Origin of the sequence: Lentibacillus persicus (genome assembly GCF_900112705.1) — a bacterium.
Classification (GTDB): Bacteria; Bacillota; Bacilli; order Bacillales; family Amphibacillaceae; genus Lentibacillus; species Lentibacillus persicus.
In genome coordinates this window covers 75,874-101,445 of sequence record NZ_FOMR01000001.1, presented here as the reverse complement: position 1 = coordinate 101,445, position 25,572 = coordinate 75,874, and the positions used below count along the sequence as shown (strand labels likewise).

27 protein-coding genes and 1 other annotated feature are annotated in these 25,572 nt (G+C 42.3%); of the genes, 6 read left to right on the top strand and 21 right to left on the bottom strand.

The features are described 5' to 3' along the window. Positions 1 to 41 precede the first annotated feature (41 nt). From BMZ22_RS00545 to yjbM, 3 genes are read right to left on the bottom strand one after another with little or no spacing between them, the layout of a single operon-like run. Positions 42 to 908 carry an RluA family pseudouridine synthase gene (locus BMZ22_RS00545; RefSeq protein WP_090079944.1) on the bottom strand — a complete coding sequence of 289 codons (867 nt, stop codon included), beginning with the start codon at positions 906 to 908 and terminating at the stop codon, positions 42 to 44. An 18-nt stretch (positions 909 to 926) separates the two neighbouring features. Next, positions 927 to 1,733: an NAD kinase gene (locus tag BMZ22_RS00540; RefSeq protein WP_090079942.1), complete on the bottom strand. Its 807-nt coding sequence runs from the start codon at positions 1,731 to 1,733 to the stop codon at positions 927 to 929. 12 nt (positions 1,734 to 1,745) lie between these two features. Beyond that, positions 1,746 to 2,351 (bottom strand): GTP diphosphokinase, encoded by a 606-nt coding sequence (gene yjbM / locus BMZ22_RS00535; protein ID WP_090079941.1) that lies wholly within the window; start codon positions 2,349 to 2,351, stop codon positions 1,746 to 1,748. 120 nt (positions 2,352 to 2,471) lie between these two features. Between yjbM and BMZ22_RS00530 the strand changes: the two genes are divergently transcribed. The 4 genes from BMZ22_RS00530 to BMZ22_RS00515 all read left to right on the top strand — a co-directional run bounded on the left by BMZ22_RS00530 (position 2,472) and on the right by BMZ22_RS00515 (position 5,517). After that, on the top strand, positions 2,472 to 3,074 hold the full coding sequence (locus tag BMZ22_RS00530) for a CYTH domain-containing protein (RefSeq protein ID WP_245745103.1): 603 nt from the start codon (positions 2,472 to 2,474) through the stop codon (positions 3,072 to 3,074). 80 nt (positions 3,075 to 3,154) lie between these two features. Then, positions 3,155 to 3,538, top strand: coding sequence for a globin domain-containing protein (locus tag BMZ22_RS00525; RefSeq protein WP_090079936.1), 384 nt, complete (start codon positions 3,155 to 3,157; stop codon positions 3,536 to 3,538). A 106-nt stretch (positions 3,539 to 3,644) separates the two neighbouring features. Beyond that, complete coding sequence (locus tag BMZ22_RS00520; RefSeq protein ID WP_090079934.1) at positions 3,645 to 4,541, top strand: ClpXP adapter SpxH family protein; 897 nt, start codon at positions 3,645 to 3,647, stop codon at positions 4,539 to 4,541. 793 nt (positions 4,542 to 5,334) lie between these two features. Next, positions 5,335 to 5,517 (top strand): hypothetical protein, encoded by a 183-nt coding sequence (locus BMZ22_RS00515; protein ID WP_090079932.1) that lies wholly within the window; start codon positions 5,335 to 5,337, stop codon positions 5,515 to 5,517. Here the strand turns inward: BMZ22_RS00515 and BMZ22_RS00510 are convergent. From BMZ22_RS00510 to BMZ22_RS00470, 9 genes are all read right to left on the bottom strand, one after another. Beyond that, complete coding sequence (locus BMZ22_RS00510) at positions 5,477 to 6,679, bottom strand: MFS transporter (RefSeq protein ID WP_090080600.1); 1,203 nt, start codon at positions 6,677 to 6,679, stop codon at positions 5,477 to 5,479. The two genes, BMZ22_RS00515 and BMZ22_RS00510, sit on opposite strands and share 41 nt — an antisense overlap. A 123-nt stretch (positions 6,680 to 6,802) precedes the next feature. Continuing rightward, complete coding sequence (gene pepF, locus BMZ22_RS00505) at positions 6,803 to 8,614, bottom strand: oligoendopeptidase F (protein ID WP_090079931.1); 1,812 nt, start codon at positions 8,612 to 8,614, stop codon at positions 6,803 to 6,805. A gap of 84 nt (positions 8,615 to 8,698) precedes the next feature. Further along, positions 8,699 to 9,889 carry a competence protein CoiA gene (locus tag BMZ22_RS00500; protein ID WP_090079929.1) on the bottom strand — a complete coding sequence of 397 codons (1,191 nt, stop codon included), beginning with the start codon at positions 9,887 to 9,889 and terminating at the stop codon, positions 8,699 to 8,701. Positions 9,890 to 9,971: 82 nt separating this feature from the next. Continuing rightward, entirely contained in the window at positions 9,972 to 10,658 is a 687-nt protein-coding gene (gene mecA, locus BMZ22_RS00495; RefSeq protein WP_090079927.1) for an adaptor protein MecA, read from the bottom strand. Between the two features lie 531 nt (positions 10,659 to 11,189). Continuing rightward, the gene (gene spxA / locus BMZ22_RS00490) at positions 11,190 to 11,585 is read right to left on the bottom strand and encodes a transcriptional regulator SpxA (protein WP_090079926.1); all 396 of its coding nucleotides are present in this window, start codon (positions 11,583 to 11,585) and stop codon (positions 11,190 to 11,192) included. Between the two features lie 290 nt (positions 11,586 to 11,875). After that, complete coding sequence (locus BMZ22_RS00485) at positions 11,876 to 12,463, bottom strand: GNAT family N-acetyltransferase (protein ID WP_090079924.1); 588 nt, start codon at positions 12,461 to 12,463, stop codon at positions 11,876 to 11,878. 217 nt (positions 12,464 to 12,680) lie between these two features. Continuing rightward, positions 12,681 to 13,901, bottom strand: a complete 1,221-nt coding sequence (locus tag BMZ22_RS00480; protein ID WP_090079923.1) for a putative glycoside hydrolase — start codon at positions 13,899 to 13,901, stop codon at positions 12,681 to 12,683. Positions 13,902 to 14,117: 216 nt separating this feature from the next. Continuing rightward, positions 14,118 to 14,534 (bottom strand): universal stress protein, encoded by a 417-nt coding sequence (locus tag BMZ22_RS00475; RefSeq protein ID WP_090079920.1) that lies wholly within the window; start codon positions 14,532 to 14,534, stop codon positions 14,118 to 14,120. Positions 14,535 to 14,561: 27 nt separating this feature from the next. Further along, entirely contained in the window at positions 14,562 to 16,007 is a 1,446-nt protein-coding gene (locus BMZ22_RS00470) for a SulP family inorganic anion transporter (RefSeq protein ID WP_425434261.1), read from the bottom strand. 394 nt (positions 16,008 to 16,401) lie between these two features. After that, positions 16,402 to 16,576, top strand: a binding site (T-box leader). 51 nt (positions 16,577 to 16,627) lie between these two features. Between BMZ22_RS00470 and trpS the strand changes: the two genes are divergently transcribed. Continuing rightward, positions 16,628 to 17,623: a tryptophan--tRNA ligase gene (trpS, locus tag BMZ22_RS00465; RefSeq protein WP_090079916.1), complete on the top strand. Its 996-nt coding sequence runs from the start codon at positions 16,628 to 16,630 to the stop codon at positions 17,621 to 17,623. A 51-nt stretch (positions 17,624 to 17,674) separates the two neighbouring features. Here the strand turns inward: trpS and BMZ22_RS00460 are convergent, their stop codons facing one another. The 8 genes from BMZ22_RS00460 to BMZ22_RS00425 form a co-directional block, all read right to left on the bottom strand. Continuing rightward, the gene (locus BMZ22_RS00460) at positions 17,675 to 18,430 is read right to left on the bottom strand and encodes a YjbA family protein (protein WP_090079914.1); all 756 of its coding nucleotides are present in this window, start codon (positions 18,428 to 18,430) and stop codon (positions 17,675 to 17,677) included. A 92-nt stretch (positions 18,431 to 18,522) separates the two neighbouring features. Then, positions 18,523 to 18,729 (bottom strand): YuzI family membrane protein, encoded by a 207-nt coding sequence (locus BMZ22_RS00455; RefSeq protein WP_090080598.1) that lies wholly within the window; start codon positions 18,727 to 18,729, stop codon positions 18,523 to 18,525. Positions 18,730 to 18,926: 197 nt separating this feature from the next. After that, a complete protein-coding gene (locus BMZ22_RS00450) occupies positions 18,927 to 19,436 on the bottom strand; it encodes a YfiT family bacillithiol transferase (protein ID WP_090079912.1) in 510 nt (169 codons plus the stop codon). A 250-nt stretch (positions 19,437 to 19,686) separates the two neighbouring features. Beyond that, positions 19,687 to 20,304 (bottom strand): flavodoxin family protein, encoded by a 618-nt coding sequence (locus BMZ22_RS00445; RefSeq protein WP_090079911.1) that lies wholly within the window; start codon positions 20,302 to 20,304, stop codon positions 19,687 to 19,689. A 231-nt stretch (positions 20,305 to 20,535) separates the two neighbouring features. Beyond that, positions 20,536 to 21,774, bottom strand: coding sequence for a beta-ketoacyl-ACP synthase II (fabF, locus tag BMZ22_RS00440; protein ID WP_090079909.1), 1,239 nt, complete (start codon positions 21,772 to 21,774; stop codon positions 20,536 to 20,538). Between the two features lie 28 nt (positions 21,775 to 21,802). After that, on the bottom strand, positions 21,803 to 22,744 hold the full coding sequence (locus BMZ22_RS00435) for a beta-ketoacyl-ACP synthase III (protein ID WP_090079907.1): 942 nt from the start codon (positions 22,742 to 22,744) through the stop codon (positions 21,803 to 21,805). A gap of 158 nt (positions 22,745 to 22,902) precedes the next feature. Next, a complete protein-coding gene (locus BMZ22_RS00430) occupies positions 22,903 to 23,874 on the bottom strand; it encodes a BMP family ABC transporter substrate-binding protein (protein ID WP_245745102.1) in 972 nt (323 codons plus the stop codon). Positions 23,875 to 24,134: 260 nt separating this feature from the next. After that, positions 24,135 to 24,716 carry a hypothetical protein gene (locus BMZ22_RS00425; RefSeq protein WP_090079902.1) on the bottom strand — a complete coding sequence of 194 codons (582 nt, stop codon included), beginning with the start codon at positions 24,714 to 24,716 and terminating at the stop codon, positions 24,135 to 24,137. 118 nt (positions 24,717 to 24,834) lie between these two features. Here BMZ22_RS00425 and BMZ22_RS00420 point away from each other — a divergent pair, with 118 nt between their 5' ends. After that, positions 24,835 to 25,014 carry a DUF2929 family protein gene (locus tag BMZ22_RS00420; RefSeq protein ID WP_090079899.1) on the top strand — a complete coding sequence of 60 codons (180 nt, stop codon included), beginning with the start codon at positions 24,835 to 24,837 and terminating at the stop codon, positions 25,012 to 25,014. A 123-nt stretch (positions 25,015 to 25,137) separates the two neighbouring features. Here BMZ22_RS00420 and BMZ22_RS00415 read toward each other — a convergent pair whose 3' ends face one another. Continuing rightward, the gene (locus BMZ22_RS00415; protein WP_090079897.1) at positions 25,138 to 25,488 is read right to left on the bottom strand and encodes a hypothetical protein; all 351 of its coding nucleotides are present in this window, start codon (positions 25,486 to 25,488) and stop codon (positions 25,138 to 25,140) included. Positions 25,489 to 25,572 lie beyond the last annotated feature (84 nt).

Here is a 25,572-nt window from a genome sequence, read left to right as displayed (position 1 = left end):
CGCTGCGGAAAAATGCTACGCTACCTCAAAATAGTTCATCTTTAATGCTTCATATCATCGGGCAGTTCAGCGGTGAATTCTTTCCATTCGCCTGTAATCGGGTGCTCAAAGGCTAACTGGTGACAATGCAGCGCCTGGCGGGAAAAGTGGCCCGTCTCTCCCCCATACAGATCATCACCGGCAAGCGGATGTCCGATATGGGAAAAATGCACACGTATTTGATGTGTACGGCCTGTTTCGAGTTTTACTTGAACAAGCGTATAATTGGCATATTCAGTTATAACGTTATAATGGGTAAGCGCATGTTTACCGCTTGCGGTAACCGTCCGCTCGATAATGGATCCTTCTTTGCGCCCAATTGGTGCATCGATGGTTCCATTTTTTTGCTGTAAATGGCCTTCAATGATTGCATAGTAACTGCGGTTAATCTGTCCGGCCTTTTGAGAATTTGATAAAATTGAATGGCTCCACCGATGCTTGGCAATCAGCATGACACCTGATGTATTACGGTCAAGCCGCGTTACGACGTGAAAAGTATATGGAAGGCCCTGTGCTTCGTAATGCGCTAACACCCCGTTGGCAATTGTTCCACTCGTGTGCTGATAGGACGGAATGACCGCCCGTCCGGGTGATTTATTGATAACCAGAACAGCATCATCTTCATAGAGGATATTGAGTGGTATTTTCTCGGGCACCATCATAGCACCCTTTTTCTCCTCGGGTAATGTAACAGTCACCACATCACCAGCCTCCAATACATGCCGCACCGTCTTAAGCATGCCGTTCACCTTTATGGCGCCACCACCGTGAACGATATGCTTAATCAGCCGTTTGGAGAACTTCTGCTCCCGTTGCAGAAAGCTTCGTATCATGAAGCCTTCCTGCTGTTCGGTTATCGTCCATTTCATGCTGCTGCTTCCTCCTTGCTAAATTTCTTCATCCGCAACAAACGAATCGCGGACCCGATCCCAGAACGGAAAAGGTCTGAAGCGGGCAAATCGCACGCGCTCTTTAGCAACACGGCACTGAATTGATTTAACGTTCGAGTAATTTTTCGTGAAATGATCAACTGCTATCAAAAACGTTTTCTTGCGACCGATCGGTTTCAGCATGCACGTATGATGCTGCGGAAGAATTAAAGGCGAGCCAATCGTCCGAAAAACACGATTGTTAATCGACGCTATCTCTGTTAGCTGAATTGCTTCAAGTGACGGGTGGATAATTCCGCCGCCCAGTGCCTTATTATAGGCAGTGCTGCCCGATGGCGTCGAAATGCATAACCCATCCCCGCGGAATGTTTCAAAATGGTTTCCTTTAATCTCCACGTCAAAAACGACAGACCCTTCTGCTGTCTTAATGGTCGCTTCATTCAAGGCCAGATACCGGCTCTCTTCAGCACCGTCTATATCACGAATCGTCACCTCAAGCAGCGGGTACTCGACTACCTGAAAAGGGGTTTTCGCAATTTCAATAATCAGTTTTTCAACCTCTTCCGGGGTCCAGTCGGCATAAAAACCCAAATGACCCGTATGTACGCCAATAAAGGAAGTTGAATCGAGACAATGGATATATTGATGAAATGCTTCAAGGAACGTCCCGTCACCACCGACTGATATAACAAGGTCCGGTTCTTTTTCATCATATTCCATATCAAAGTCTGTCAGATATTGCTTCATTGTTGCCTGAATTGAGTTGGATCGGTCGTCACCTTTGGACACGATTGCAAATTTCACAGTACAGCCTCCTTACTTTCGGTGGAATATCCGTTTTGCTTCTTGTACTTCATTTTTAATGATTGACATTTCTTCGTCAAGTTTAAATGCCGCTTCAGCCGCCCGCTGCAGTCTTGATTTAATATCTGCCGGAATATTGCCTTTGTATTTATAGTTCAGCGAATGCTCATTTGTCGCCCAGAAGTTCATGGCAAGCGTCCGGACTTGAATCTCTGCAATGACAATCTTAACACCATTAATCGTTTCCACTGGATAACGAATAATAATATGATAAGAACGGTAGCCGCTTTCTTTTTTATGTGAGACGTAATCTTTCTCTTCGGCAATCTCCAAGTCTTCCCGTGAACGGATCATATGAACAATGGTGTAGATATCATCGACAAACGGACAAACTACCCGGACACCGGCAATATCCTGAAGTTCCTCTATCCGGTCCAGCGGTATCCGCTTTAACTCGGCTTTTTCAAGAATGCTCGGGACTGGCTTAACGCGTCCTGTTATAAATTCGATTGGTGAATCTTTAGCCTCATATTCAAACTGTTTACGAATACCTTTCAATTTAATCTTCAATTCTTCGACCGCTTGTGCATATGGAGCAAGCATTGCTTCCCAATTCATGAGTTACACCACCTGTCTATCATCTCTTCCCTTCAATTATCATAACATAACAAACAGCTATTCTTTGCATATTTGGCCATCATTCGCCATACTAAACACCAGAATGAATATCTCTGGAAAATGGTCATTGAAATGGAGGAAATAGCGTTGGCGCAGGAAATAGAAATTGAATATAAAAATTTATTAATAAAAGACGAATTTAACCGGCTCCTTGAACAACTGCCTTTTCCGGAAAAAGGACAAACCCAAACAAACCACTATTTTGAAACGGAAGATTTCAGCCTGAAAAAACTGGGCTGCGCGTTGAGAATACGAGAAAAAAACGGCACATACACATTGACACTCAAAGAGCCGAACGCCACCGGTCTGCTTGAAACGCACGATAAACTCACAGCAGAGGAAGCTGATGCCTGGATTAACGGAAAACCGTCCAATGAAAATAATACCGCAAAACGGATTGCTGAAAAAGGTATCACCGTCGAAAATCTTGTTTACTTAGGCAGCTTGCAAACAAAACGTCGGGAATTAACATATAACCAGACGGTGCTTGTACTTGATTACAGCACTTACCATGGTCATGCGGATTATGAACTTGAAATAGAAGCAGCTTCTGAAACGGCAGGACAGGAAACAATGCGCAAGTTTCTTACAGAATTTGGAATCGAAAAACGCCATACGCCTAACAAAATTCAGCGTTTTTTCGATTCAATCCCGCGTCATTAATGCACACACTTAAACAGATTAGTTGCCCTCAAACACCGTCGTTGCTAAAATATATACAAACATATGAGGAGCACTGACTAATGGTTAAACATGGCACAATATATGAAGCAATCGGCGGATTTCCAACAATTAACAATCTGGTAACCGCTTTTTATAAACGCGTCGGCAGCCATCCAAAATTAATTCCTATTTTTCCGGCTGACCTGACCGAAACAGCCCGAAAACAGCGGCTGTTCTTAACCCAATTTTTTGGCGGACCCAAGTGGTATACCGAAGACCGCGGACATCCCATGATGCGCCGACGTCACCTGCCATTTGAAATCACACCTGAACGTCGTGATGCATGGCTCGAATGTATGGACGCCGCTCTGACCGAAGCAGAAATTGAAGAACCCTACCGTGCAGCTATATTTGAAAAATTGACCATGACAGCCAACCATATGATGAATACGCCTGACAAATAAGACTGGAATTATCAAGCTGATATAAGGCAGCAAATGGATCCCGAAGTTATATAATGGTTTTAATAATTCGCTCACTTATAAGGATCCACCGGAAAGGAGAATCGGTGTGAATTGGAAGCAACAAGAACTATCAAGTTCCAATAGCACTAACACATCGTCAAAATATAGCTATATCGATTTTGTTCAGAAACCGGTAGAAATATACGTATTTATAGACCCGCTTTGTCCGGAGTGCTGGTCATTGGAACCATACTTGAAAAAACTGGCCGTTGAATATGGCCGTTTTTTCACATTACGGCCCATTTTAAGCGGCCAATTGAATTCGTTAAACAAGGATATATTTGATAAACCGAAACAGCTGAAACAAATATGGGAAAAGACAGCCTCGAGAACAGGCATGTCGTGTGATGGCGATTTGTGGACAGAAAATGATATATCTTCACCCTGGCTTGCTTCACTTGCCATCAAAGCTGCTGAATTGCAAGGCAAAAAAGCCGGCAAAACATTCTTACGCAAGGTGCAGGAAAGTGCATTTTTGGGAAAGCAGAATATTTCTGAGGTGCCGGTTTTAATGAAATGTGCCGAGGATTCCAGGCTGGACGTCGAAGAATTTGAATATGATTTATTTTCATCGACAGCAAAAAAAGCTTTTCAGTCTGATTTGAAACTGACGCAGGAAATGGAAGTTGACTACATCCCCTCAATAGTCTTTTTCAATCAGCGTACAGACGGACAGGGGATCAAAATATCAGGGCTTTATCCGTATGACATTTATGTTCAGATATTAAAGCAAATCCTGCAGAAAGATCCGCTTCCATCAAGCAAACCGCCGCTCGAAAGCTTTGTGCAATACTATCAGGTTGTCGGCAGCAAGGAAATAGCAGTTGTGTACGATTGGTCCATCGCTAAAACAGAACGCGAAATGAAAAAAATGCAATTACGTCAAACGGTGAAAAAGATCCCGGTAAAATATGGCACATTCTGGGAATATATTCAGCATTAAACTCAAAGCAGACAAACGGCTTTGAGTTTTTTTGTGCTTTATAACCTTCACAGTTTTCATAAACTGCGAACTAACTTTAAAATTTAAGTTGGTGCGTCGTCCACCGCTTCGGAAATACATGCCGCTTTCCGCGGGCGGCTGGTGAGCCTCCTCGGGCTACGCCCTGCGGGGTCTCACCTATGCCTATGCTCCCGCAGGAGTCGGCATGTGTTTCCTCCGCTGACAATTGCTCATTGAAGTTTTACAGGTTTAATCAGATATGATATTTATACACTCACACCAGCAGCTGGAATATGCGAGACTCCTGTGGGACAGCGAGCCAAAGAGACCCCGCAGTGAGCGGTCTTTGCGAGCGAGGAGGCTCGTGGTGAGCCCACGGAAAGCGAGTATATTCCAGCTGCGTCGCTAGAGAGGCTTATGAAATTTTCATTACGTCGCAGTTTCCATCTAGTACGAAGCAGAGAACAGCAATCTATGCAAAAACAGCCTAAAAAAAGACAGGATGTACGGGGCAGCGTACATCCTGTCGTTCTCCGTCTCTGTATAAACAAAGGGGGATGGGAGAAAGTTTCATGATCAAAAACAAAGGGGTTTTGTTTGTGATTCATCTCACATTATATATATTATCAGTGCGCCATGATTTTATCAATAAGTGTGATCACCTTTTCACAAAAATGTCACAGTTCTATTTCACATGTTTGATACATACGATTTACTAGCGTCCCAATCCGGGGGAAAGTGCGCCGGGGGCTTTGTTTCAAAAGCCCACAACACACAATGAGGAGCTGATGACATGAATGGATTCCTGTCCTTTGTTTTTTTGATCATGACCTTGTTTGCCGCTTTTGCAAACTTGCTGGGTCTGATGCAGCTGATTCCACTGTATATCACGCTTCCGATGCTTTTCATCTCGATTTATTTAACGATTTACTCATTTACGCATCGTCATGTGTACCGCGGCCGGATGCGTGGCTAACCGGCCCTGTTCCCTTTTGTAACGTTGATGCATAAACTCTGAAAAGCACGAGAGCAAACACTGACAAAAACACACCGGAAATATAAGGCAGCCCGACAGCAATTGAATAAAGCAATCCGCCCAGCACCGGTCCGATAATGCGACCGAGCGAGTCAAACGACGACAAATAACCGGTCGCTGCGCCATACCCCATTTTGGATATTTTCGTCAACAACGAGGAGACACTTGGCCTGATAACACCATTTCCGACACCGAACACAGCCAGGAAAACAGCCGCAGTGGCAAAGTTTTGGATAAATAGAATCAGTCCGAAACCAATAGCTGAAACAGCGATACCTCCTTGTATGACAAGCGGTTCCCCGAATTTCTTTGTCAACGTTCCCATCGACCCCTGAACGGCTGCACTTGCCAGCCCCATAATCATAAAAATATAGCCGAGCGTGACGGCGTCCAATCCGGCTTTTTCCGCTGCAAAATAAGCAAATGTCGCTTCCAGCCCTGATAGTGATAATGAAATAAAAAATTGCAAAAAATACAGCATAGCCAGCGGGTCCCGCAATAAAGCGCCCCATGTCGATGCTTTCTTTGCACCTGCTTTATGTTCAGAGAGGTGAATTGATTCTTTCAGGATAACAAATACGAGAATCAGCGTCATAAATGATAAAGTACCCGCTATATAAAATGGTGCTTCCAGGTTAATGTTTGTAAAAACGCCGCCAACTGCCGGGCCAAATATAAAACCGAGACCTGTGGCAGCCCCTACTATCCCCATCCCTTTCCCGCGGTCTTCATCTGTTGTAATATCCGCGATGTAAGCCATGACAGTCGGCATGTTTGCTGCCGATAAAAAACCGCCGATAACCCGGGCAATAAACAACATCAACAGTGTTTCAGCGAGTGCCAGCATAAAAAATGACAGCGAAAGTCCAAAAATACCAGCCATAATGACCGGTTTACGACCGACCTTATCCGATATTCGGCCCCACATCGGCGCAAATATAAACTGCATTAATGAATAAACCGCCATTAATAGCCCAAGCTCAGTTGGTGATGCTCCCAATTCTTCAGCATAAAACGGCAGAACCGGGATAATAATTCCGAAACCGGCCATCACCAGAAACATGATAATAAATAGAATTGGCAGTACTTTTTTCAAACGCAATGTAATCCCATCCCTGTTGTTTTCCAAGCTGCTTTAATCCAAGTATCTTTCATCGAGTATATCATATGAAAGAACAAAAAAAGACTGCCACCGTCTATTGGGTGACAGCCTTTTATGCTGTATTTATTTCAACAGCAACTCTTCCATTTCATTCAGTTTTTCCTCGAATACATCGAGTGCTGAAAGAATCGGTTGTTTTTGCGTCATATCCACACCGGCTTTTTTCAACACTTCAATCGGGTAATCACTGCTGCCGGCTTTCAGAAAATCAAGATAGCGGTCAACAGCCCCTTCTTCCCCATTTAAAATATTATTTGCAAGCGTCGTTGCTGCGGAAAAACCGGTGGCATATTGATACACATAATAATCCATATAGAAATGCGGGATACGTGCCCACTCCTTGCCAATTTCTTCATCAGACACAACATCTTCACCATAGTATTTTTTATTAAGATCATGATAAATAGCCGTTAAGGATTCCGCTGTCATCGCTTCACCATCCTGCATCCGCTTATGAATTTCATGCTCGAATTCAGCGAACATTGTCTGACGGAAAACAGTGCCGCGGAAGCCTTCAAGGTAATGATTTAATAAATATAATTTTTGTTTCTCATCGTCCACATTTTTTAACAGATAGTCATTTAACAAGGCTTCGTTGGTTGTTGAGGCTACTTCGGCTACAAAAATAGAATAGTTGCCATAGCGGAATGGCTGCGTCTTATGCGTATAATAGCTATGCAACGAATGACCGAGCTCATGCGCCAATGTGAAGAGATCATTCAATTTATCCTGCCAATTCAGCAAAATGTATGGATGGGTGCCATATGCACCGGAAGAATAGGCGCCGCTGCGCTTTCCTTTATTCTCATCAACATCAATCCAGCGGCTTTCAAACCCTTTCTTCAGCACACTGACATAATCATCGCCAAGCGGTTTCAGTCCATTCAGTATATATTGCTGTGCTTCTTCGTACGAAACATCCATATCAGCATCTTTCACAAGCGGTGTATAAATATCGTACATATGCAGTTCATCCAATCCGAGAACCTTTTTACGCAAGCGCATATAACGGTGCAGAAGCGGCAATCGTTCATTGACAGCTTCAACAAGGTTGTCATAGACCGTCTCAGGGATATTGTTGCTGTCGAGTGCTGCCTGACGTGCTGAATCATAGTTTCGCACTTTGGCATTGAAATTGTCAGTTTTTACTGCTCCTGTCAGTGTTGATGCAAATGTGTTAATAAATTTATCATATGTCTCATACATCGCTTTAAAAGCCGATTTCCGGACTTCACGGTCACTCGATTCCATAAACCCGATATACCGGCCATGTGTCAGATCGACGTCTTCCCCGTCTTCATTTTGAATCGTCGGGAATGTTAAATCGGCGTTATTCAGCATACCGAATGTATTGGATGCCGTCGACATTGGTTCGGAAGCTTCGGCAAGCAAGGCTTCCTCCCGCTCATTTAAAACGTGCGGACGCTGGCGGTTAATTTCATCCAGCACATGTTCATAAAACTTCAAGTCGTCATGTTCAGCCATAAATTCACGCAGCCGGTTTTCATCAATTCCCAAAATCTCCGGTACGATATAGCTCATTGAACTTGAAGCCATGGTCAGCAGATTTTCAGCTTTAGACTCCATCGCCTGATAGGTTGAATTGGTCGTATCCTGGTCACTCCGCATATGAGCGTATGTAAACAATTTGCCCAGCCGTTCTGACAACGCATCCTGCAGTTTCAGGACATCATACAGATTTTGTGCCGAATCACCAATTTTCCCTTGAAATTTCTCAATAGACGGGAACTCTTTTTTGAGCGCTTCGAGTTCCTCTTCCCATTCATCATCGGTTGCAAAAATATCTTCAAGCTTCCATTTGCGTTCTTCAGGTATTTCCTCTCGTTTCGGAAGCTCTTTCGCTGCTTTTGACATATTAAAATCCTCCTTATATTCCTGCTATCCCTTTTAATTCTACTTTCTGTTAAAAAAATCCTGCCTCACTGTTAGTATAACGAATTACCCGGGAAACATGCCCGTGTTTTGCTTCATCAGTTCAGCTATCAGCATGTTATCTCCGTCAAGCGCATCTTCAATATGTTCGTAAAACACAAACGATTCTTTTTTGATGAATTGGTGTGGGGAAATTTCTTGAACTACCTGCAGTTCTTCCAGAAGCTTGAGGTATTGATAAACAGGATTTAATGATGACTTGATAAGAGGAAATGAATGGGAAGGTCGGATATGAGGACGCAATAGGTGCATACATCGCTTGACACTAAACGGTTCATGAGGCCTCATACGGTCAATGACCTCAATACATAGCCGGCTTTGCCAGTCCCAAGGATGGGTTTTCATTCGATATTGTCCGGTTACGGGGAGATAGATCGGCGCTGGAAGACTATCGCGATTTAATGCGTTGATATACAGCCATTGCTGCCATACCAGTTCCTGTCCAAATGCACGTCTGGAGGGGCGTGTCCGCATTAAACGTTTCTTTATCAACCAATTTTGAAGCAGTTCTTTCTGTGACAAAAATGTCTTATTAAACAGATTGGTAAAGTTTATCGTGTTTAATTTTTTTATGGTGACGTTGCCTATCCCCTGCCGTTGTGTTGACAAGTATAAATCCTGAAATGTTATAAAGCTGAGTGTGTCGGGACAGAAGAAGTATAAAGTAAGTGGAAAATCTGCAGAAAACTGATGAATGAAGTGAAGAAGAAATGTGTCTACTTTAATTTCATTTTGATTACAACGCTTAAATTGGTTGGCCCCCAGAATCCAGATTGGAATGATGCCTGCCTTTTCATAGCCGCGTGTGCGTTCAATTATTTCGTCAGGGGTAATTCTGGCACATTGATATTCCACGGCAATGGTTTTAGTTTGCAGCCTGATAAGTACGTCGGGACGCTGACCACTCTGCGGCAAATATTCCTCCAGACTGACATTTAACTGCTGATGTTTAAGCCAATTGTACAATAATAGCTTTCCCTTCTCGTGATATGGACCTTCTCCGCCGTCACGGGCAGGACAATTGCTTCGTGCATTATGTGCGAAGTGGGGCGTGATTTTTGATCCTGCTTTCGCCACGACAGGTTCATTGCATGCCGGACAGAAAAATCGGGTGTGCTGTTTTAACGCCTTAATCTCTCGTTTGGTGAAAAGCGCCAATACTACCCGTTTGCCATATTCAGTTTTTGCCTGAAGCATATAATCATTCACCTCCTGCTACTTATATTCGACAAATAATGCTAAAACCCTGCAAAAAGATTCAAAAAAAAGACACTCCGTTTTATTCAGAGCGTCGGATATTTGCAGGGAAATGTGTTCGTATTTGTTTGAATGTGTCATTTTCAAAGATTTGTTTCCCATATTCTTCAAGAAAATGAATGGTTACGTCTGTATCGTAAGCAAATTCAAATATTTGGCTAAGCAGATCTTCCTGTCTGTCATCATCTTCTTCCGGAAATTCAATAAACAAGTAATAGCTGCCATCGTAATGGTAAAGCATGTTATCAATTTCTTCTTCGTTACCCTGGAAGTAATGACTTAGCTGGATGACATCTTCAAAGTCACTGAAACGCACAATCAAAGCAAGATTGCCGTCTTCTTCCTCTTCGTTCTCATCATTATCTTTACCAAACTTATCGTCCAGCACATCTTCTATTTTGTTATCAACAGAAACATCAACCGTTTTTCCATTTTCATCCGGCAATTCGATGTTTTCCCCGTCTTTGGAGATTTGTGCTTTTGTCACCACAATTTCCAATCCTTTGTCCATGGCCTGCACTTGAATCCAAAGCGGCCCATCAACATTAAAGTCTTCTTTATAGTTAAGTTCTTCCATCATTTGCCAGAATAATTGTTCTCCCCGTTCACGGTTATACCAAATTTCTTCACGTTGGAAACCGCGATCTTCAATATCAACATACGTAATATAAAACTTTACGGTATTTTCATTTATGCGCTCTATTTCCATTTCATTTCTCTCCCTTCGTTTAAGAATCAAGACATCCAGGTTAAAGCCAAATGGTGGAAGAGTTAATACATAATCATTTATTATACGTTTTCCCTTTTTGTTAACATCTATAACCACTCATTGTTCTTATCTATATTGTATGATACCTTCATCGGATTTGAAAATTTATATGCCTAATCCGATGATTAATTTTATATTTTAACCGATTTTCTTTCCCTTGTCACTATTTGTGAAAAATTATTATTTCTGATTATTCGAGTGATACAATACGTGATGCATTAAAGACGCTCACAGCAAAGTCTGAACACAAAATGAATGGCTGGAATTACCAATCACCCGCCGGAAAACACGCCTATCGGTGATTACACAGCGGTTCTGTAACGAAAAAACGCAGCCCTAATTTGGAAGGACCTGCGTTTTTGATTGTAACGGCCAGTAACCGCCAACATGCGGCGGATTGCTGTCCGTAAATGTCTGTTTAGCTAACATTCAGCGAAAAAACCTTTTCCGCTGAATGACGTATCGCTTATACTAGTTAACCATCCGCTGTGCTTCACGCAGTTGGAACGTGCGCACTGTTCTTGGCAGAAACCGGCGAATTTCATCTTCGTTATACCCTACTTGCAGCCGTTTTTCATCAAGAATAATTGGCCTGCGGAGCAAGCCAGGATTCTGCTGGATTAAATTGAACAAGTCTTTCATCGGCAGCTGGTCAATGTCAACGTCCAACTTTTGAAATACTTTGGATCGCGTTGATATAATTTCATCAGTGCCGTCTTCCGTCATTCGCAATACTTCCTTGATCTCATCAAGTGTCAGCGGCTCAGAAAATATGTTGCGCTCTGTAAACGGAATATCATGCTCTTCCAGCCATGCCTTTGCTTTTCTGCAAGATGTACAACTTGGTGAGGTATAAAGTGTTACCACGTAACAATCACTCCTCAATATAGAATATACAAACATTTTATGAACATTACTTAATTATTAAATTAAAATAAGTTTAAATAACTTACTATGTACAATTATACTATATTTGTCAATCGAAAGGTAGAGGATTCCGAAAAAAATTGACAATAAAATGTATGGTGTCACAAAATGTTTTCATTTAGTTGTAACATACCCTACTTCCTTTTTAATTAAACCTTTTCATTCAAAAATTTCAGCCTCTTGTTTCTTGAGAAAAACAAGAGGCTAACTGATAACTAACCACATTGTTCTTATACTTTTTCAGTCAAGCTTTCAAGAATATCATTTGAATCACGCTCTTCATCGTAGGTCAGGACCTCATCGACGGGCTGATACGCCTTGCCATAAATTTCTTCGTCTTTATACGTGTGAATCTTTTCATACATTTTCTTCATTTTTTCATAAATTTTTTCTTCCGGATCGTCATTTGGAGACCAGTATAATATCTCCATCGGTGTCTCTTCGTCTGTAGCAAGTGAACGCCTGTTATAATCGATATACTGTGCGTGGCTGAAACCTTCTCGCTTATAAAAGTGCAGCCGTTTAGCCGAATCAGTATCATCGTAATCCACAGGTTCCACTTCAAGCAGGATAGGCTTTTTCCGTTCTTTCATTTTCTCAATCAATTTATGGCCGATTCCCTGTCCTCTTGCCTGTGAGGAAACCCAAACGTAATCGATAAAGATAAATGATTCGAATTCAGCGTACATTAATACATGGTATGGGCCTTCATCTTTATGGTAAACATCCCCTTTTTCTTTCAGCAGCATTTCCATATGCTTTTTGGACTTCATTTCTTCAATGGGGAAGTATTTGTTCAGTTTCTCATACCAGTTCATAGATCTACTCCTTCGTTTAGTAGTCTTTTCCATTATAACGGTAACGGCGTGCATTGTTAAATCGCTTATAACACTGCCTTTCCTTATTTAGCCTCATTTAACGGTGTATAGACTTATTATAATGAAAAAACCCGGGTTTTATTCAAAAAAGCCCGGGTTTAATATAACTGATACTTTTGGAAAGTCGCTTACACGCCATTTCTACATTCATGTTTTTCTAATCCATCGGCGTATAATCCACATTTTTCGTATATGAATTGCCGGCGTTCCATAACAGGAATTCATCAATACCGTTTTCGTTCAACGCTTTAATTTGTGCTTCAACCTCTGCCTTGCCGTACTGTTTTGTCGCTCCGCTATAGAGCCAAGGGGCTTCAAAATCCTGAAGCCACGGCCGTGATACAGGCCGGTTATCCAATTGACCAAGAATTTCATTTTCAACTTTCGCGTATTCGTTGATCGTCTTGTATGGTTCTTTATCAGGAAAATCGATGTCGAAATACGATGTCCAGTGACTTGGATAAATCATTGACGAAATAACATCCACGTTGCTCGCAATTTGCGGGAAGTTCTGCCCGATGCCGGGTGCTTCTTCTATCGTCGCTGTATAGCCGAATATATCAACCGAAACATCAATATCATAATACTCAAGTTCTTCTCTTGCATATCCCACAAACTCAGTGACTGCTTTGACACGGCGTTTCACATTGCTTATATCCTCATCTTTATAATCCCCTTGGCTGTAGTCAAGTTCTTTATCTCTGTGCTCAAAACCTTCAGGGAAACGCACGTAATCGAATTGAATTTCCTCAAAACCAAGTTCAGCCGCCTTTTTTGCAATCTCCAAGTTGTATTCCCATACTTCCTTTTGAAATGGATTAACGAATGCTTCTCCTTTATTATTCGTCCATACGTCGCCATTTTTTCTGAATGACAGTTCAGGACGCTTCTCAGCTAGAACCGAATCTTTGAATACAACAATACGTGCAATCGGATAGATACCTTTTTCTTCCATATACTCCAGCATTTTTCTTGGTTCATCAATATAATTAACAGCCGCGTCTGAGTATGGCGAGTCTTCCGGTACCGAGATTGTCAGGTTGCCATGATCTTCTTTGATATCAATAACCATTGAATTCAGATCAGATGAATCAATCATATTGACCAGCTCATTAAATCGCTCGCCGCCGGCTGATGGCCCCGTAACATAAAGCCCTCTGACAGCATCCGGGTATTCAAAATCGAGCCCGGAATCATATGTAAAACGCTGCATTTTTTGATCATTGTTAATCGGGGCTACACTCGTTTTGCTTTGTTTATGTGAACTTGCCCGCAGTGTCTCTTCACCACTCGTTTTTTGAGAGGTGAGTGGCAAAACCACAACGATGAAAAGGAGAATAATTGCTGCAGCAGTCATCATGAGGTGCTTTTTCTTCATTATCCATCAATCTCCTATACTCTATAATTCTACTAAATCTATTATAAAGGAAATTAATACATAATAGAACAACAAATTTCAAAATTTGACAATAATAATTGGCTGAACATTGCCTTGTGGAAGTATTTCCGTAAGACTATATATATTCAGCCAATTTGTAACTATTCCATTATTTAATTGATTTGCAGTCATTTTTTAAAGGTTGCAGAAGCATCGTTATTTCACAATCAGGACGGGACAGTGCGCCCGTTTAGCGACTTTATGACTGACACTGCCTAAAATCATTGTTTGCAAATTATTCAAGCCCCTGCTTCCAATCACAACACAATCAACATCATTTTTATTCGCATATTCCACAATCGAAGGTCCTGGTTCGCCGTGCAGTATTTGCACATTATAATCGATAGCTGTTCCGTCGAGCTGGTCCAGCGCCAACTGAACCTTTTCCTTACGTTTACGCTCAATTTCATATTTGCTGCCATTATGCAGGACATCGTGCTTGGATGTCTCCTCATTCACTACATAGACAACGTCAATCGTGCCATTAAACTGTTTCGCAAGCTGAATCGCATGCTCAGCCGAGCGTACCGAATGCTCCGATCCATCCGTGGCTAACAGTATCCGTTTAAACATATCGTTCACCCCTTATACAGTTTACCATTAATGTCCCGATGCTTTCGATAGCCCACCGGCACGTTTTTTCAATTGTTTACTTTCGTCGTTCAGCCCCAAGTAAGTGACGTTTATATTATTTTCTTCAAATTTCATTTCGATTTTATCCAGCGCGCCTATCGCTGAATCATCCCAGAGATGGGCATGTGTCAAGTCAATGACAACCTCACTGACAGAATCCGCAAAATCAAACTTAGCCGGAAATTCACTGACCGAAGCGAAGAACAATTGCCCTTCGACACGATACACTTTCTTCTGTCCCCGTATATCCATTTCTTCAGTTACATTTATTTTAGAAATTTTTGCAGCAAAGAATATTGCACTTAATAGTACGCCTGCCAGCACACCAATAGACAAGTTGTGCGTAACTAAAACGATGGCTACTGTAACAATCATGACCGTTGCATCGGTTTTCGGCAATTTGTTTAAATGGCGAACCGATGACCAGTCAAACGTACTGATTGAGACCATAATCATAACACCGGCGAGAGCTGCCATAGGAATCTGAACAACCAAGCCGCCAAGAACAATAATCAGAAACATGAGAAATACGCCTGCCACTAGCGAGGACAATCTTCCTCTGCCTCCGGATTTAACGTTGATAACCGATTGGCCGATCATGGCACAGCCAGCCATACCACCGAAAAACCCTGTTACGACGTTCGCAATTCCCTGTCCGCTGCTTTCAGTATTTTTATTGCTTTCTGTATCTGTTGCATCATCAATAATATTAGCGGTTAACAGCGATTCCAGCAGACCCACAATTGCCAAAGATAGCGCATATGGGAAGATAATCATCAATGTCTCCATGGTTAGTGGAATGGAGGGTATTAAAAATACAGGAAGCTGCTGCGTTAATGCTCCCATGTCCCCTACAGTTCCGACATTCAGATTACCATAAATGGCAATTGCTGTTACAACAATAATTGCCACGAGTGTCGATGGAACAGCTTTAGTAACACGCGGAAGAAGATAAATGATAGCCAATGTTAAACCAACGAGTGTATACATGACCCATGTTTCACCGACAAAGTGCTGAAATTGCGACGTCAATATCATGATGGCAAGTGCATTAACAAAGCCGACCATAACGGATCGCGGAACAAATTTCATGACTCTCGACAGTTTAAGAATACCAAATATAATTTGAATGATGCCTGTTAAAATTGTAGCTGCCAATAGATACTGGAGCCCGTGATCAGCAACTAAATCAGCCATCAGCAGCGCCATCGCTCCCGTTGCACCGGAAATCATTCCCGGACGGCCCCCAACAATTGCTATGACCACCGCGATACAAAACGATGCATAAAGGCCAACCATCGGATCAACACCTGCTATAATAGAAAAAGCTATCGCCTCAGGTATTAGAGCTAAGGCCACAACTATCCCGGCAAGTACGTCACCCCGCACATTGCCAAACCAACTCTGTTTCATTTCTTGCAGTTTCAATGTAGCACCCCTTTAATGTGTATTGTTTAATTGCAGTCACTTTCGCCTTTCCATTAGAAAAAAATGAGCTTGCTGCCATATATGAATGGCGGCAAGCTTTATTTTTCTAATCCCTTAATCGTGCTGATGCATTGTTTTAAAGGGCAAAAGCAACGTCCGTCTTCAATAAAACGAATCATAACATATACACTTTTAATGTCAAAACGGCATGAAAACGTAAACATTGCTCGTTTCCTTTCAAATTCTCCGTGTTACTTCTGATTGGTGTACTATTTAATGAAATAAAAATTCAAGATAAAAAAGTGGGAGAATTTATACTGAGGGAGGTTAAACACTTGCATTTGTCTACTAGGGTTTATATAATAGTAAAAAATCGATATAATAGGCAACGATAAAGGCGCAGTACAACTGTCCGCTGATTTATAGAGAGCTTGTGGCTGGTGGAAACAAGCATCAAGGCAGATTGGAATTGGACTTTTGAGCTATGTTGTAAAAAAGTGATCTTGCAATTTGTAAGATAACCAGGGTGGCACCGCGGTTCATTCGTCCCTTTTGTCAGGGGGATAAATGAATCTTTTTTATTGTAAATGAAGGAGTGACGCAGTATGCAAACAATCTTTTCAGGAATTCAGCCAAGCGGCACCTTAACAATAGGCAATTATTTAGGAGCAATTCAGCATTTTATCGAACTGCAGGAGAGTAATGACTGCTTTTTTTGTATCGTTGACGAGCATGCGATCACCGTGCCACAGGACAGACTGGAATTGAGAAAGAATATCCGATCACTGGCCTCGCTGTATCTTGCTTCAGGCATCAATCCTGATAAGTCGACTTTATTTATTCAGTCGGAAGTTCCGGCACATACACAATTGGGCTGGATGCTGCAGTCGATCAGCTATATCGGCGAGCTCGAACGAATGACCCAATTCAAAGACAAGTCCGCCGGCAAAGAAGCTGTATCATCAGCACTATTAACCTATCCGCCTCTAATGGCCTCGGATATTCTATTGTACAAAACAGATGTTGTCCCTGTCGGTGAAGATCAGAAACAACATCTTGAGCTGACGCGAAATTTGGCAGAACGGTTTAACAACCGCTACAACGATATTTTTACGATTCCTGAAGTAAGCATCCCGAAAGTTGGCGCCCGAATCATGTCTCTGCAGGAGCCGACCAAAAAGATGAGCAAGTCCGACGAAAATGAAAAAGCCTTTATTTCAATGCTCGATGAACCAAAACGTATCGAAAAGAAAATTAAAAGTGCGGTTACCGATTCTGAAGGCATTGTAAAATTTGATAAGGAAAACAAACCCGGTGTTTCAAATCTGCTGACGATTTATGCCAGCTGCTCAGGTGAAACGATTGAAACACTCGAAGCAAAATATGAAGGCAAAGGTTATGGTGAGTTCAAAGCGGATGTTGCCAAAGCAGTAGTGGATATTCTTAAACCAATTCAGGATCGCTATTATGATTTGATTGATTCCGAAAAGCTGGATGATATCCTGGACAACGGTGCCGATAAAGCTGCTTATGAAGCTAATAAGATGCTTCGCAAAGCCAAAAAAGCCATGGGCCTCGGACGCGTCAAGAAAAAACGGTAAGCGAAAATGACGGGGCTGCTTTACGCAGTACCCGCCATTTATCATTTACCTTTATTTCGATGTATTTTGCGCGGGGGCCTGTTCTGCTTCCCACATTTTTTCAAGGAAAGGCTGCCCTTTTATCATTTTAACGCATAAATCTTCGTGTGACTGACTCCAACCGTATTTAACACCCTCATACAATGCATGCCATACCGTTTCATTATCCATATAGCGTATATAAGGATACTGCTTCGGGTCCCATTCTGTCAGCCAATACCGCAGTTCTTCCAAATTATTGACCGTATGCAGCTGATCAAGTGAAATCATCAAGAGCTGCTTCAATTGACGTTCACGCCGCGTCAGACCATGGACAAGTTTCGGTTCCATCGAAAGCATATGATATTCTTTTTCCACACGCTTTCCTTCAAAATTAAAGGTATCCGGTTTCGTTGTTTTAATCATGTCAAACACAAGCTGTTCCTGCCGCGGAATCAGCCGGCTTTTCCGCACAGGAATCTGATAGCCGATTGTATCAAACGCGAGAACATCCCGGCCATCTGTCACCACAGCTGCAAACTCAAGGCTGGATCGCTCTTGCCCTTTACGCATATAAGCGCGCTTATAAATTTGATCCATCATGTCTTCCGGCAAATCGTGCATGTCATTTTCAATATGGTCATAGAGATCCTCAGTTATGTATAATAACGGAACTTGATCCAGCAGTTCGATTCCGTCACTCTTTCGCCACTCGTGAAAATAGCAGACACTATAACCGTTTTCTTCTCCTTCAAACCAGTTCACCCACACATCGTGTAAATACAGCATAAACAACCCTCACTTTGAATGACTCATTTAGAGAAAATGTATTTAAAATACATTATGACCATCATGAAAAATTTTATTCGAATCAAGGGAAATTAAAGGTTGTTTGGATATTGAAACAGGGCTATGGCCATTAAAAAAACCCCAATCGGAAATAAATAACATTCGGGACGGCCGGCAATGAAAACGAAATAGTCTCCCCACGACACACCAACAGGCAAAAAATTCATATACGCAATAATTGTTACGCCGCCTGAGACTGCCAGTCCAAATCCAACCAGAAAAATAAATATAAACACCAACACGCCCACCCGCCTTATTAGAACAGTTGTCAGATTTGCTTGTCCGATTCATTTAATTCATTTTATGCTTGAAAAATTCATTCATGAATAAGAAAGTGTTCGTTCGTTGAAATGAATGTTATTAAACCAAAAAAATGAGCACAATTCCTTTTGCAGAACTGTGCCCCTGATTGAACTTATTGAGAACTTTTTATCCACTATTTTGATAATGCAATCTTTATATGGGCTAAGTGATGCTCTTCATGCCAAGCTAATTTTGCGACCTTTGTGGCAACGGTTATTTCACCATTAATTTGATGAACAAAAAATCGATCTAATTGCTCTGCAGTTAAGTTATTACCCAGAGATACAATGCGTTCATTTATACCTTCCAACATTTTTATCGAACTTTCTACTGGGAGCTTTGTATCCGGTTGAACAGCCCATTCATCCTGATCAAAAGCGGGCACTGTTGGACTCTCGTCTGTTAAAGCCAGCTTCAAACGTTGATACATGTTCAACTGAGAGTCAGCAATATGATGAACGAGCCCGCGAACTGTCCAGCTGCCGTCACGATATGTTTTGTTTAATTCTTCATCACTTAATGAGTCGACTGTTTCTCGTAAACGCGTTGTATATGTTTCAATTTGTTTTAACCACTCTTGTACATGTTCAAATGTTACCTTTTCCGGAACTTGTAACTCACCGATCGGGTATCTTACCTCCATTTTAAATCCCCTTTCCCCTGTTATTTTTAATTTCAGTATTAATGTATAATATAACTAATCCGTTTCGTTCTTGTAAACCTTTAGCCTATGGTCTAAATAACCCGGTCTAAGGGAAAATTGAAAGCCTGGACGCTCGCCAGCTCATTTTTATGCAGGGAAAGGTTATTCATGAATATTGATTTTCAGTTCAAGGCAGACTCGTGTATAGCTTAAAGCTAAACACAAAAAAGATAATGTCTGTTGACATCTTCTACATCAAGTTACCTTCTGCCGGGATTGGATTTTTTCTAAGCATACGGGCAAAGTGAATGACATTATACGTCATCATTTTTGTATTTGTTTTCGTGAACTCACTTTCCTGTCCTGCTTCAATGTATGATGGCCCTGGTCCTGCCTCTCCGACCCAATAAGCATTCACGTTAGGCGGAACCGTAAATCCGATGTTTATCATGCCAAAAAGAATGGACCTTCCTGCCGCTTTCGCTCCATCTTCATTCCCTGTTACCAGTGATCCAAATACTTTATTGTAGTAAATAGCCTGGCCTTTTTCGTTTGTTTCGCCGCTTTGCGCGTATAACCGTTCCATCACAACTGATGCCAGGCTGCTTTTTTCTCCGTTCCAGATTGGCGTACCCATAATAATTATGTCCGATTGCATAACTTTATCCATTATTCGTGGCCATTCATCACCATTTCCCATGTCAGGGCTCATTCCAGGTATTATGTGAAAATCGGCAACCCGGAGGACTTCTGTATCAACGTTTTCCTGCTTCATCCATTCTATGGACTTTCCTATAAGAGCTCGGGTGTTAGAAGTCTCTCCACCCTTTTTTAACGACGTATTTAAGTATAATGCTTTTAGGGGCATGGAGAATATCGTCCTTTCATCATTTATGTGGTCTACTTTCTTTTTCCCTTTGCCTCCTCTTATAAAACCTTAGAGAAAATGAATACTTCCATTGCCCCTATTGCCATCCAAATTAAAAATAGCGCACTGAATATTGTGTGATTCAGCACGCTAAATGTAATGTGACATTTTTTTCCTCGTAAGAAAAAAGAGGCCGGGACAAAGGACGAAAATCGCTTGCAACCCGTTCAATTATTGATATTTTTTAAAAATCAGCGTGGCGTTGTGACCGCCAAACCCGAGTGAATTGCTCATGACGACGTTGACATCCTGCTTTCTTGACTCGTTTGGAACATAATCAAGATCACAATCCGGATCCGGCGTTTCGTAATTCATGGTCGGCGGAATGATGCCTTCATCAATCGCTTTTACTGAAATAACCGATTCAAGACCACCTGCTGCACCAAGTAAATGACCGGTTACACCCTTTGTGGATGATACCGCTAATTTATTGGCATGATCACCGAAAACGTCTTTAATCGCCTGGGTTTCATATTTATCGTTCAAGGCTGTGCTCGTACCGTGAGCATTAATATAATCAACCTGTTCAAACGATATACCAGCGTCTTGAACGGCCTGTTTCATTGCACGGGCAGCACCTTCGCCATTTTCAGCCGGAGCTGTGATATGGTATGCATCACCGGTTGCTGCATAGCCGGTAATTTCACCATAAATACGGGCTCCGCGCTCAAGCGCTGATTCAAGTGTTTCCAGTACTAAAATGCCGGCACCTTCTCCCATCACGAAACCATCACGGTCTTTATCGAATGGACGGCTTGCCTTTTTGGGATTATCATTGGTTGACAAGGCCTTCATGGATGAAAAACCTGCGAAGGCAAGACTTGTAATCGGTGCTTCAGTCCCGCCGGCAATCATATAATCCGCATCGCCGTGCTCAATGGCTCGGTACGCATCACCGATTGAATTGGCGCCTGACGCACAGGCTGTTGTGGTACACGAGTTAATCCCTTTGGCGCCGAGCTGAATCGAAACCTGTCCTGCTGCCATGTCCGGTATCATCATCGGCACGAAGAACGGGCTTATCCGGCGCGGGCCTTTTTCCATCAGTTTTGTATGCTGGTCTTCCAGTGTGCCCATTCCGCCAATGCCTGAGCCGACCCAAACGCCAACCCGGTCTGCATTGGTTTCATCTACGGTGAGACCGGCATCATCAACTGCCATTCGGGCCGCTGCGACAGCGTATTGTGTAAATAAGTCCATCTTTCTGGCATCTTTTTTTTCTATAAACTTTGTCGGATCAAAACCCTTTACTTCAGCAGCTGCCGACGCCGATAGCTCATTTTCTTCTATCCGGCTGATATAATCGATGCCGCTATTTCCCGAAACAACGTTATGCCACATTGTTTCAACATCGTTACCGTTCGGTGAAATGGTTCCCAGACCGGTAATGACGACTCTTCTTTCTGCCATATTCGCTCCTCCTATTGAGTGTATATCATTATAGGCCCCAGCGCAGAGCAACAGCTCCCCATGTCAATCCTCCGCCGAAACCAACAAGAACGAGTAAATCATCATCTTTTATTTTACCACTTTTCACGGCTTCCGATAAAGCAATTGGAATGGAGGCAGATGAATTGTTTCCGTATTTCTTAATGGAATCAGCCATCTTATCAGGGGCTATTCCCAATCGTTCACGGGCTGCTTCCATAATTCGGATATTTGCCTGGTGTGGGATTAAATAGTCAACATCTTCTTTATTGTACCCAGCTTCCTCAACAACTTTCTCACTTGAATCAGGCATTTGTCTTACCGCAAACTTAAACACTTCCCGGCCGTTCATAAACAGTGTTTCGGTTTCTCGCTCTTGTTTAAGATATTTACCGCCTGAGCCGTCGGAACCAAGCTCAAATGACAGAATACCTCTCTCGGCTGATACCTCCCCGACAATTGCAGCGCCTGCCCCATCACCAAACAGGACACATGTGTTTCGGTCAGACCAGTCGGTTATTTTGGACAGTTTCTCAGTTCCGATAACCAAAATGTTTTTATAAGCATTTGTTTCAACAAATTGCTTAGCTGTAATGATACCATACATAAAGCCAGCACATGCAGCACTGATATCCATTGCAGGCACTTTCCGGGCTCCCAAACGTTCTTGCAGCATACACGATACGGATGGAAATGGTGTGTCCGGTGTGACAGTGGCAACAAGAATCATATCAAGCTCCTCAGCCGTCATACCAGCTTCATCTAAAGCGTTTTGTGCAGCATAGTAAGCCATATCCGACGTGTCAACGTCATCTTCTGCAAGCCGTCTTTCCTCAATACCTGTTCGTGTTCTGATCCATTCATCGCTGGTATCGACGATCTTCTCCATGTCTTTATTCGTAAGCACTTTAGGGGGAACATAATGCCCGGTGCCCAACAGTCCGACGCCCATACGCCCATCTCCTTATTGTGTATTATGATTAAATAAGCCTGTTTGAAACAGGTGTTTCACAGCTAATTACGGCAGTCTATTTTTGAACTAACTTTAATATCAATTCTTATGACTTGGTACTAATTTTAATGCATAAATCACTCTTGTGCAAGTATATTCTATTCGTAATCGGCTTCGTGCGGGAGTAGTCCTGACTCTTTATACACCTCTATTTCTTCCTGTATCATGTTTTTAAATTCCTCAGGGACATCCGGACTGAATTTTCCAAGCGATATCATATCATCCTGAAAATCATAAGTCATAACGCCCCCACGCAAGTCCCCTTCATTGAATTCCTTTGCCGCCAGTGTATATAACTCTGAAACATGCTGCACGGTGCTTGTCAGAACGGTTTCTTCAGCTATTTCCGATTGATCAGCCACATAACCGATCGCATATATGCCGTCCTCATTTGCCTGTTCAATGACTGCATGACTGTAAGCATTGCCGGCGGGATAAATAACGTCCGCCCCGTCATCCCGCATTGTTTCGTACATTTCCATTGCCAATTTATTGCTATTCCAGTCATTGACATAATTGAAATCCACTTCTGCCTCCGAGTTCTGGTATGTAACACCTTCAAAAAAGCCTTCGATTTCAGGCTGCCATTCAAATGCACCAATGACACTAACATGATCAGTTTCGGTCATTTCGCCGGCCATCATTCCTGCAAAAAAACCCATCGCATGTGCGTTAAAATTCAGACTAGTTACGTCTTCACCAAATTGCCCGCCATTAAAATAAACGAAATGCACTTCTGGATAGGTTTGCGAAATGTCCTCAAAAAATTGGCCATAAGCACTGCTGTGCCCAAATATTAAGTTCACACCATCACTGACCAGCTCGTCAACCGCTTTTCTTACATCTTCCTGCGTCTTCACGCCTTCTTTATAAAAGACATCAACATTAAACGTTTCCTCTATTTGAAGCAAACCTTCATACCCTTTTTTATCCCAAGGCTGGTCATGTACAGTTGTTTCGACAAGCATCCCGGCATTTTGCAAATTACCCGAGTTAAAATAATTGCTGCATCCCGCTATAAAAATCAATATAAATGTAGCCAATACAACGATTGATAGCCTTTTCAACATGTCCACTCCATTTTAAAAATTAATTCCTCGTTATCTGTTATTGTAGCGGTTAAGGCCTTCCCCGTAAACGTTCAGTGTCATTACATTTTCATGACATTAAGTAAAGTGAATCTCCAATCAGTGGGGTGGTTTTTCCCACTGATTGGAGGGGAACAAAGGCTAAAACCGCCACGTCCTGTGGCAACGCCTTTGTGACCTGCATCCGCAGGCCCGAACAGAATCGGGCATTTAGGGACAGTTTGCCGGCGTTACTGGGCGGGTTACTGTCCATTACATGCGGGGTAAAGTTTCTTATATTTTTGGTAATGCTTTTTGACTGATTCCACATATTCCTCCAGCGGGCGGATTCTCCTGATATAAACAGCATTCGCTTCGTCTGCACCCCCCGCCCGGCGATTGCTATACGATCTGACATTAATTATGGAGGGGGTCTCAGAAACACTCATCCAATGCCAAAAACTTTTCAGGAATTCTTCTATATAAATAGCTTCAAGCTTAAACTGCTGCGAATCAAATCGAATTAATTTTCCCTCATAATAAATACCTTCAGAATTCATCGGGGCCCACTCCCCGAATACGAGCGGCAAGTTAATGGTTACCGACCGCTGTGTCTCCATTGTAACGACACCATTATTAACACGTATAACGGCATCGTATTCGCTCTTTGACTCATCAGTTCCAAGCAGCCTGAATAATTCATTGCGTCCCACAAACATCGACAACGCTTCTTTTTTATCTGTATCTAATTCACTGAACCCATCCACAGAAAAACCGTCTTCAAGCAAATGATTTACAATATGGAAGCCAATCCAGTGAAAACAATTTTCAACATAATATCCCATTTTGCTCAGCTCCTCAAACAAATGCTTTTATTTTTTAAATCGATTTGATAAACTATTTATATACTAACGCTTAAATAAGAAACAACTGACTTTTTTACAAATCGAGGTGGACTTAACGATGCGATTCTTTTGGACATTTTTCTGGGCAATCCTGATTAGTGCTGTTATTTCATATGTATTAACAAGCATGGCAGGCAATGCATTTGATGTGACAAGTATGTTCGTTGTGGCAATTCTGATGTCACTGGCTGTTTTTCTACTTGGCGAAGGCGTCTTAAAAAACGGGGAAGAACAATAACATTTACCGTGGAAAGCAATTCAAAATGAATCAAGTTATATGATTAAACCCTTGCCTTCAAGGTAATAATGGCAAGGGTTTTGTGTTTTACGAAGCTTCTTGCATTGATTCGTTAACGAAAGACTAATACCACGGAAGAACGCTTAATGCGGTTAATGCCGCCAATGGCAGAATAATCCGGTTAAACCGTCTTCTTCTCGGACGGCCATAACCCGGGTAGCCGCCATAGCCACCGTAACCACCGTAGCCTGGATAGCCGTAGCCAAATCCGAACTGACGGTGACCCCAATGATGATGGTTCTCAGACATCTGCATCTGTTCTTCGGGCTCAATTGGCACAGCCATATAGACGTATTCATTATCGAGTCCAGTAATAATACCGTCGATTTGACTACCGTCATTCACTTCAGCAAGGACATAAGAATGCATATGCTTTTTACACAGGTCATACATATGTTGATGATTATAGTTCATATTTTCAACCTCCTCACCAATCAGCCTATTCATAAGCAACTGGGTTGGTGACACTTGGACGTTGAGAATGTGGTCTCACCGGGA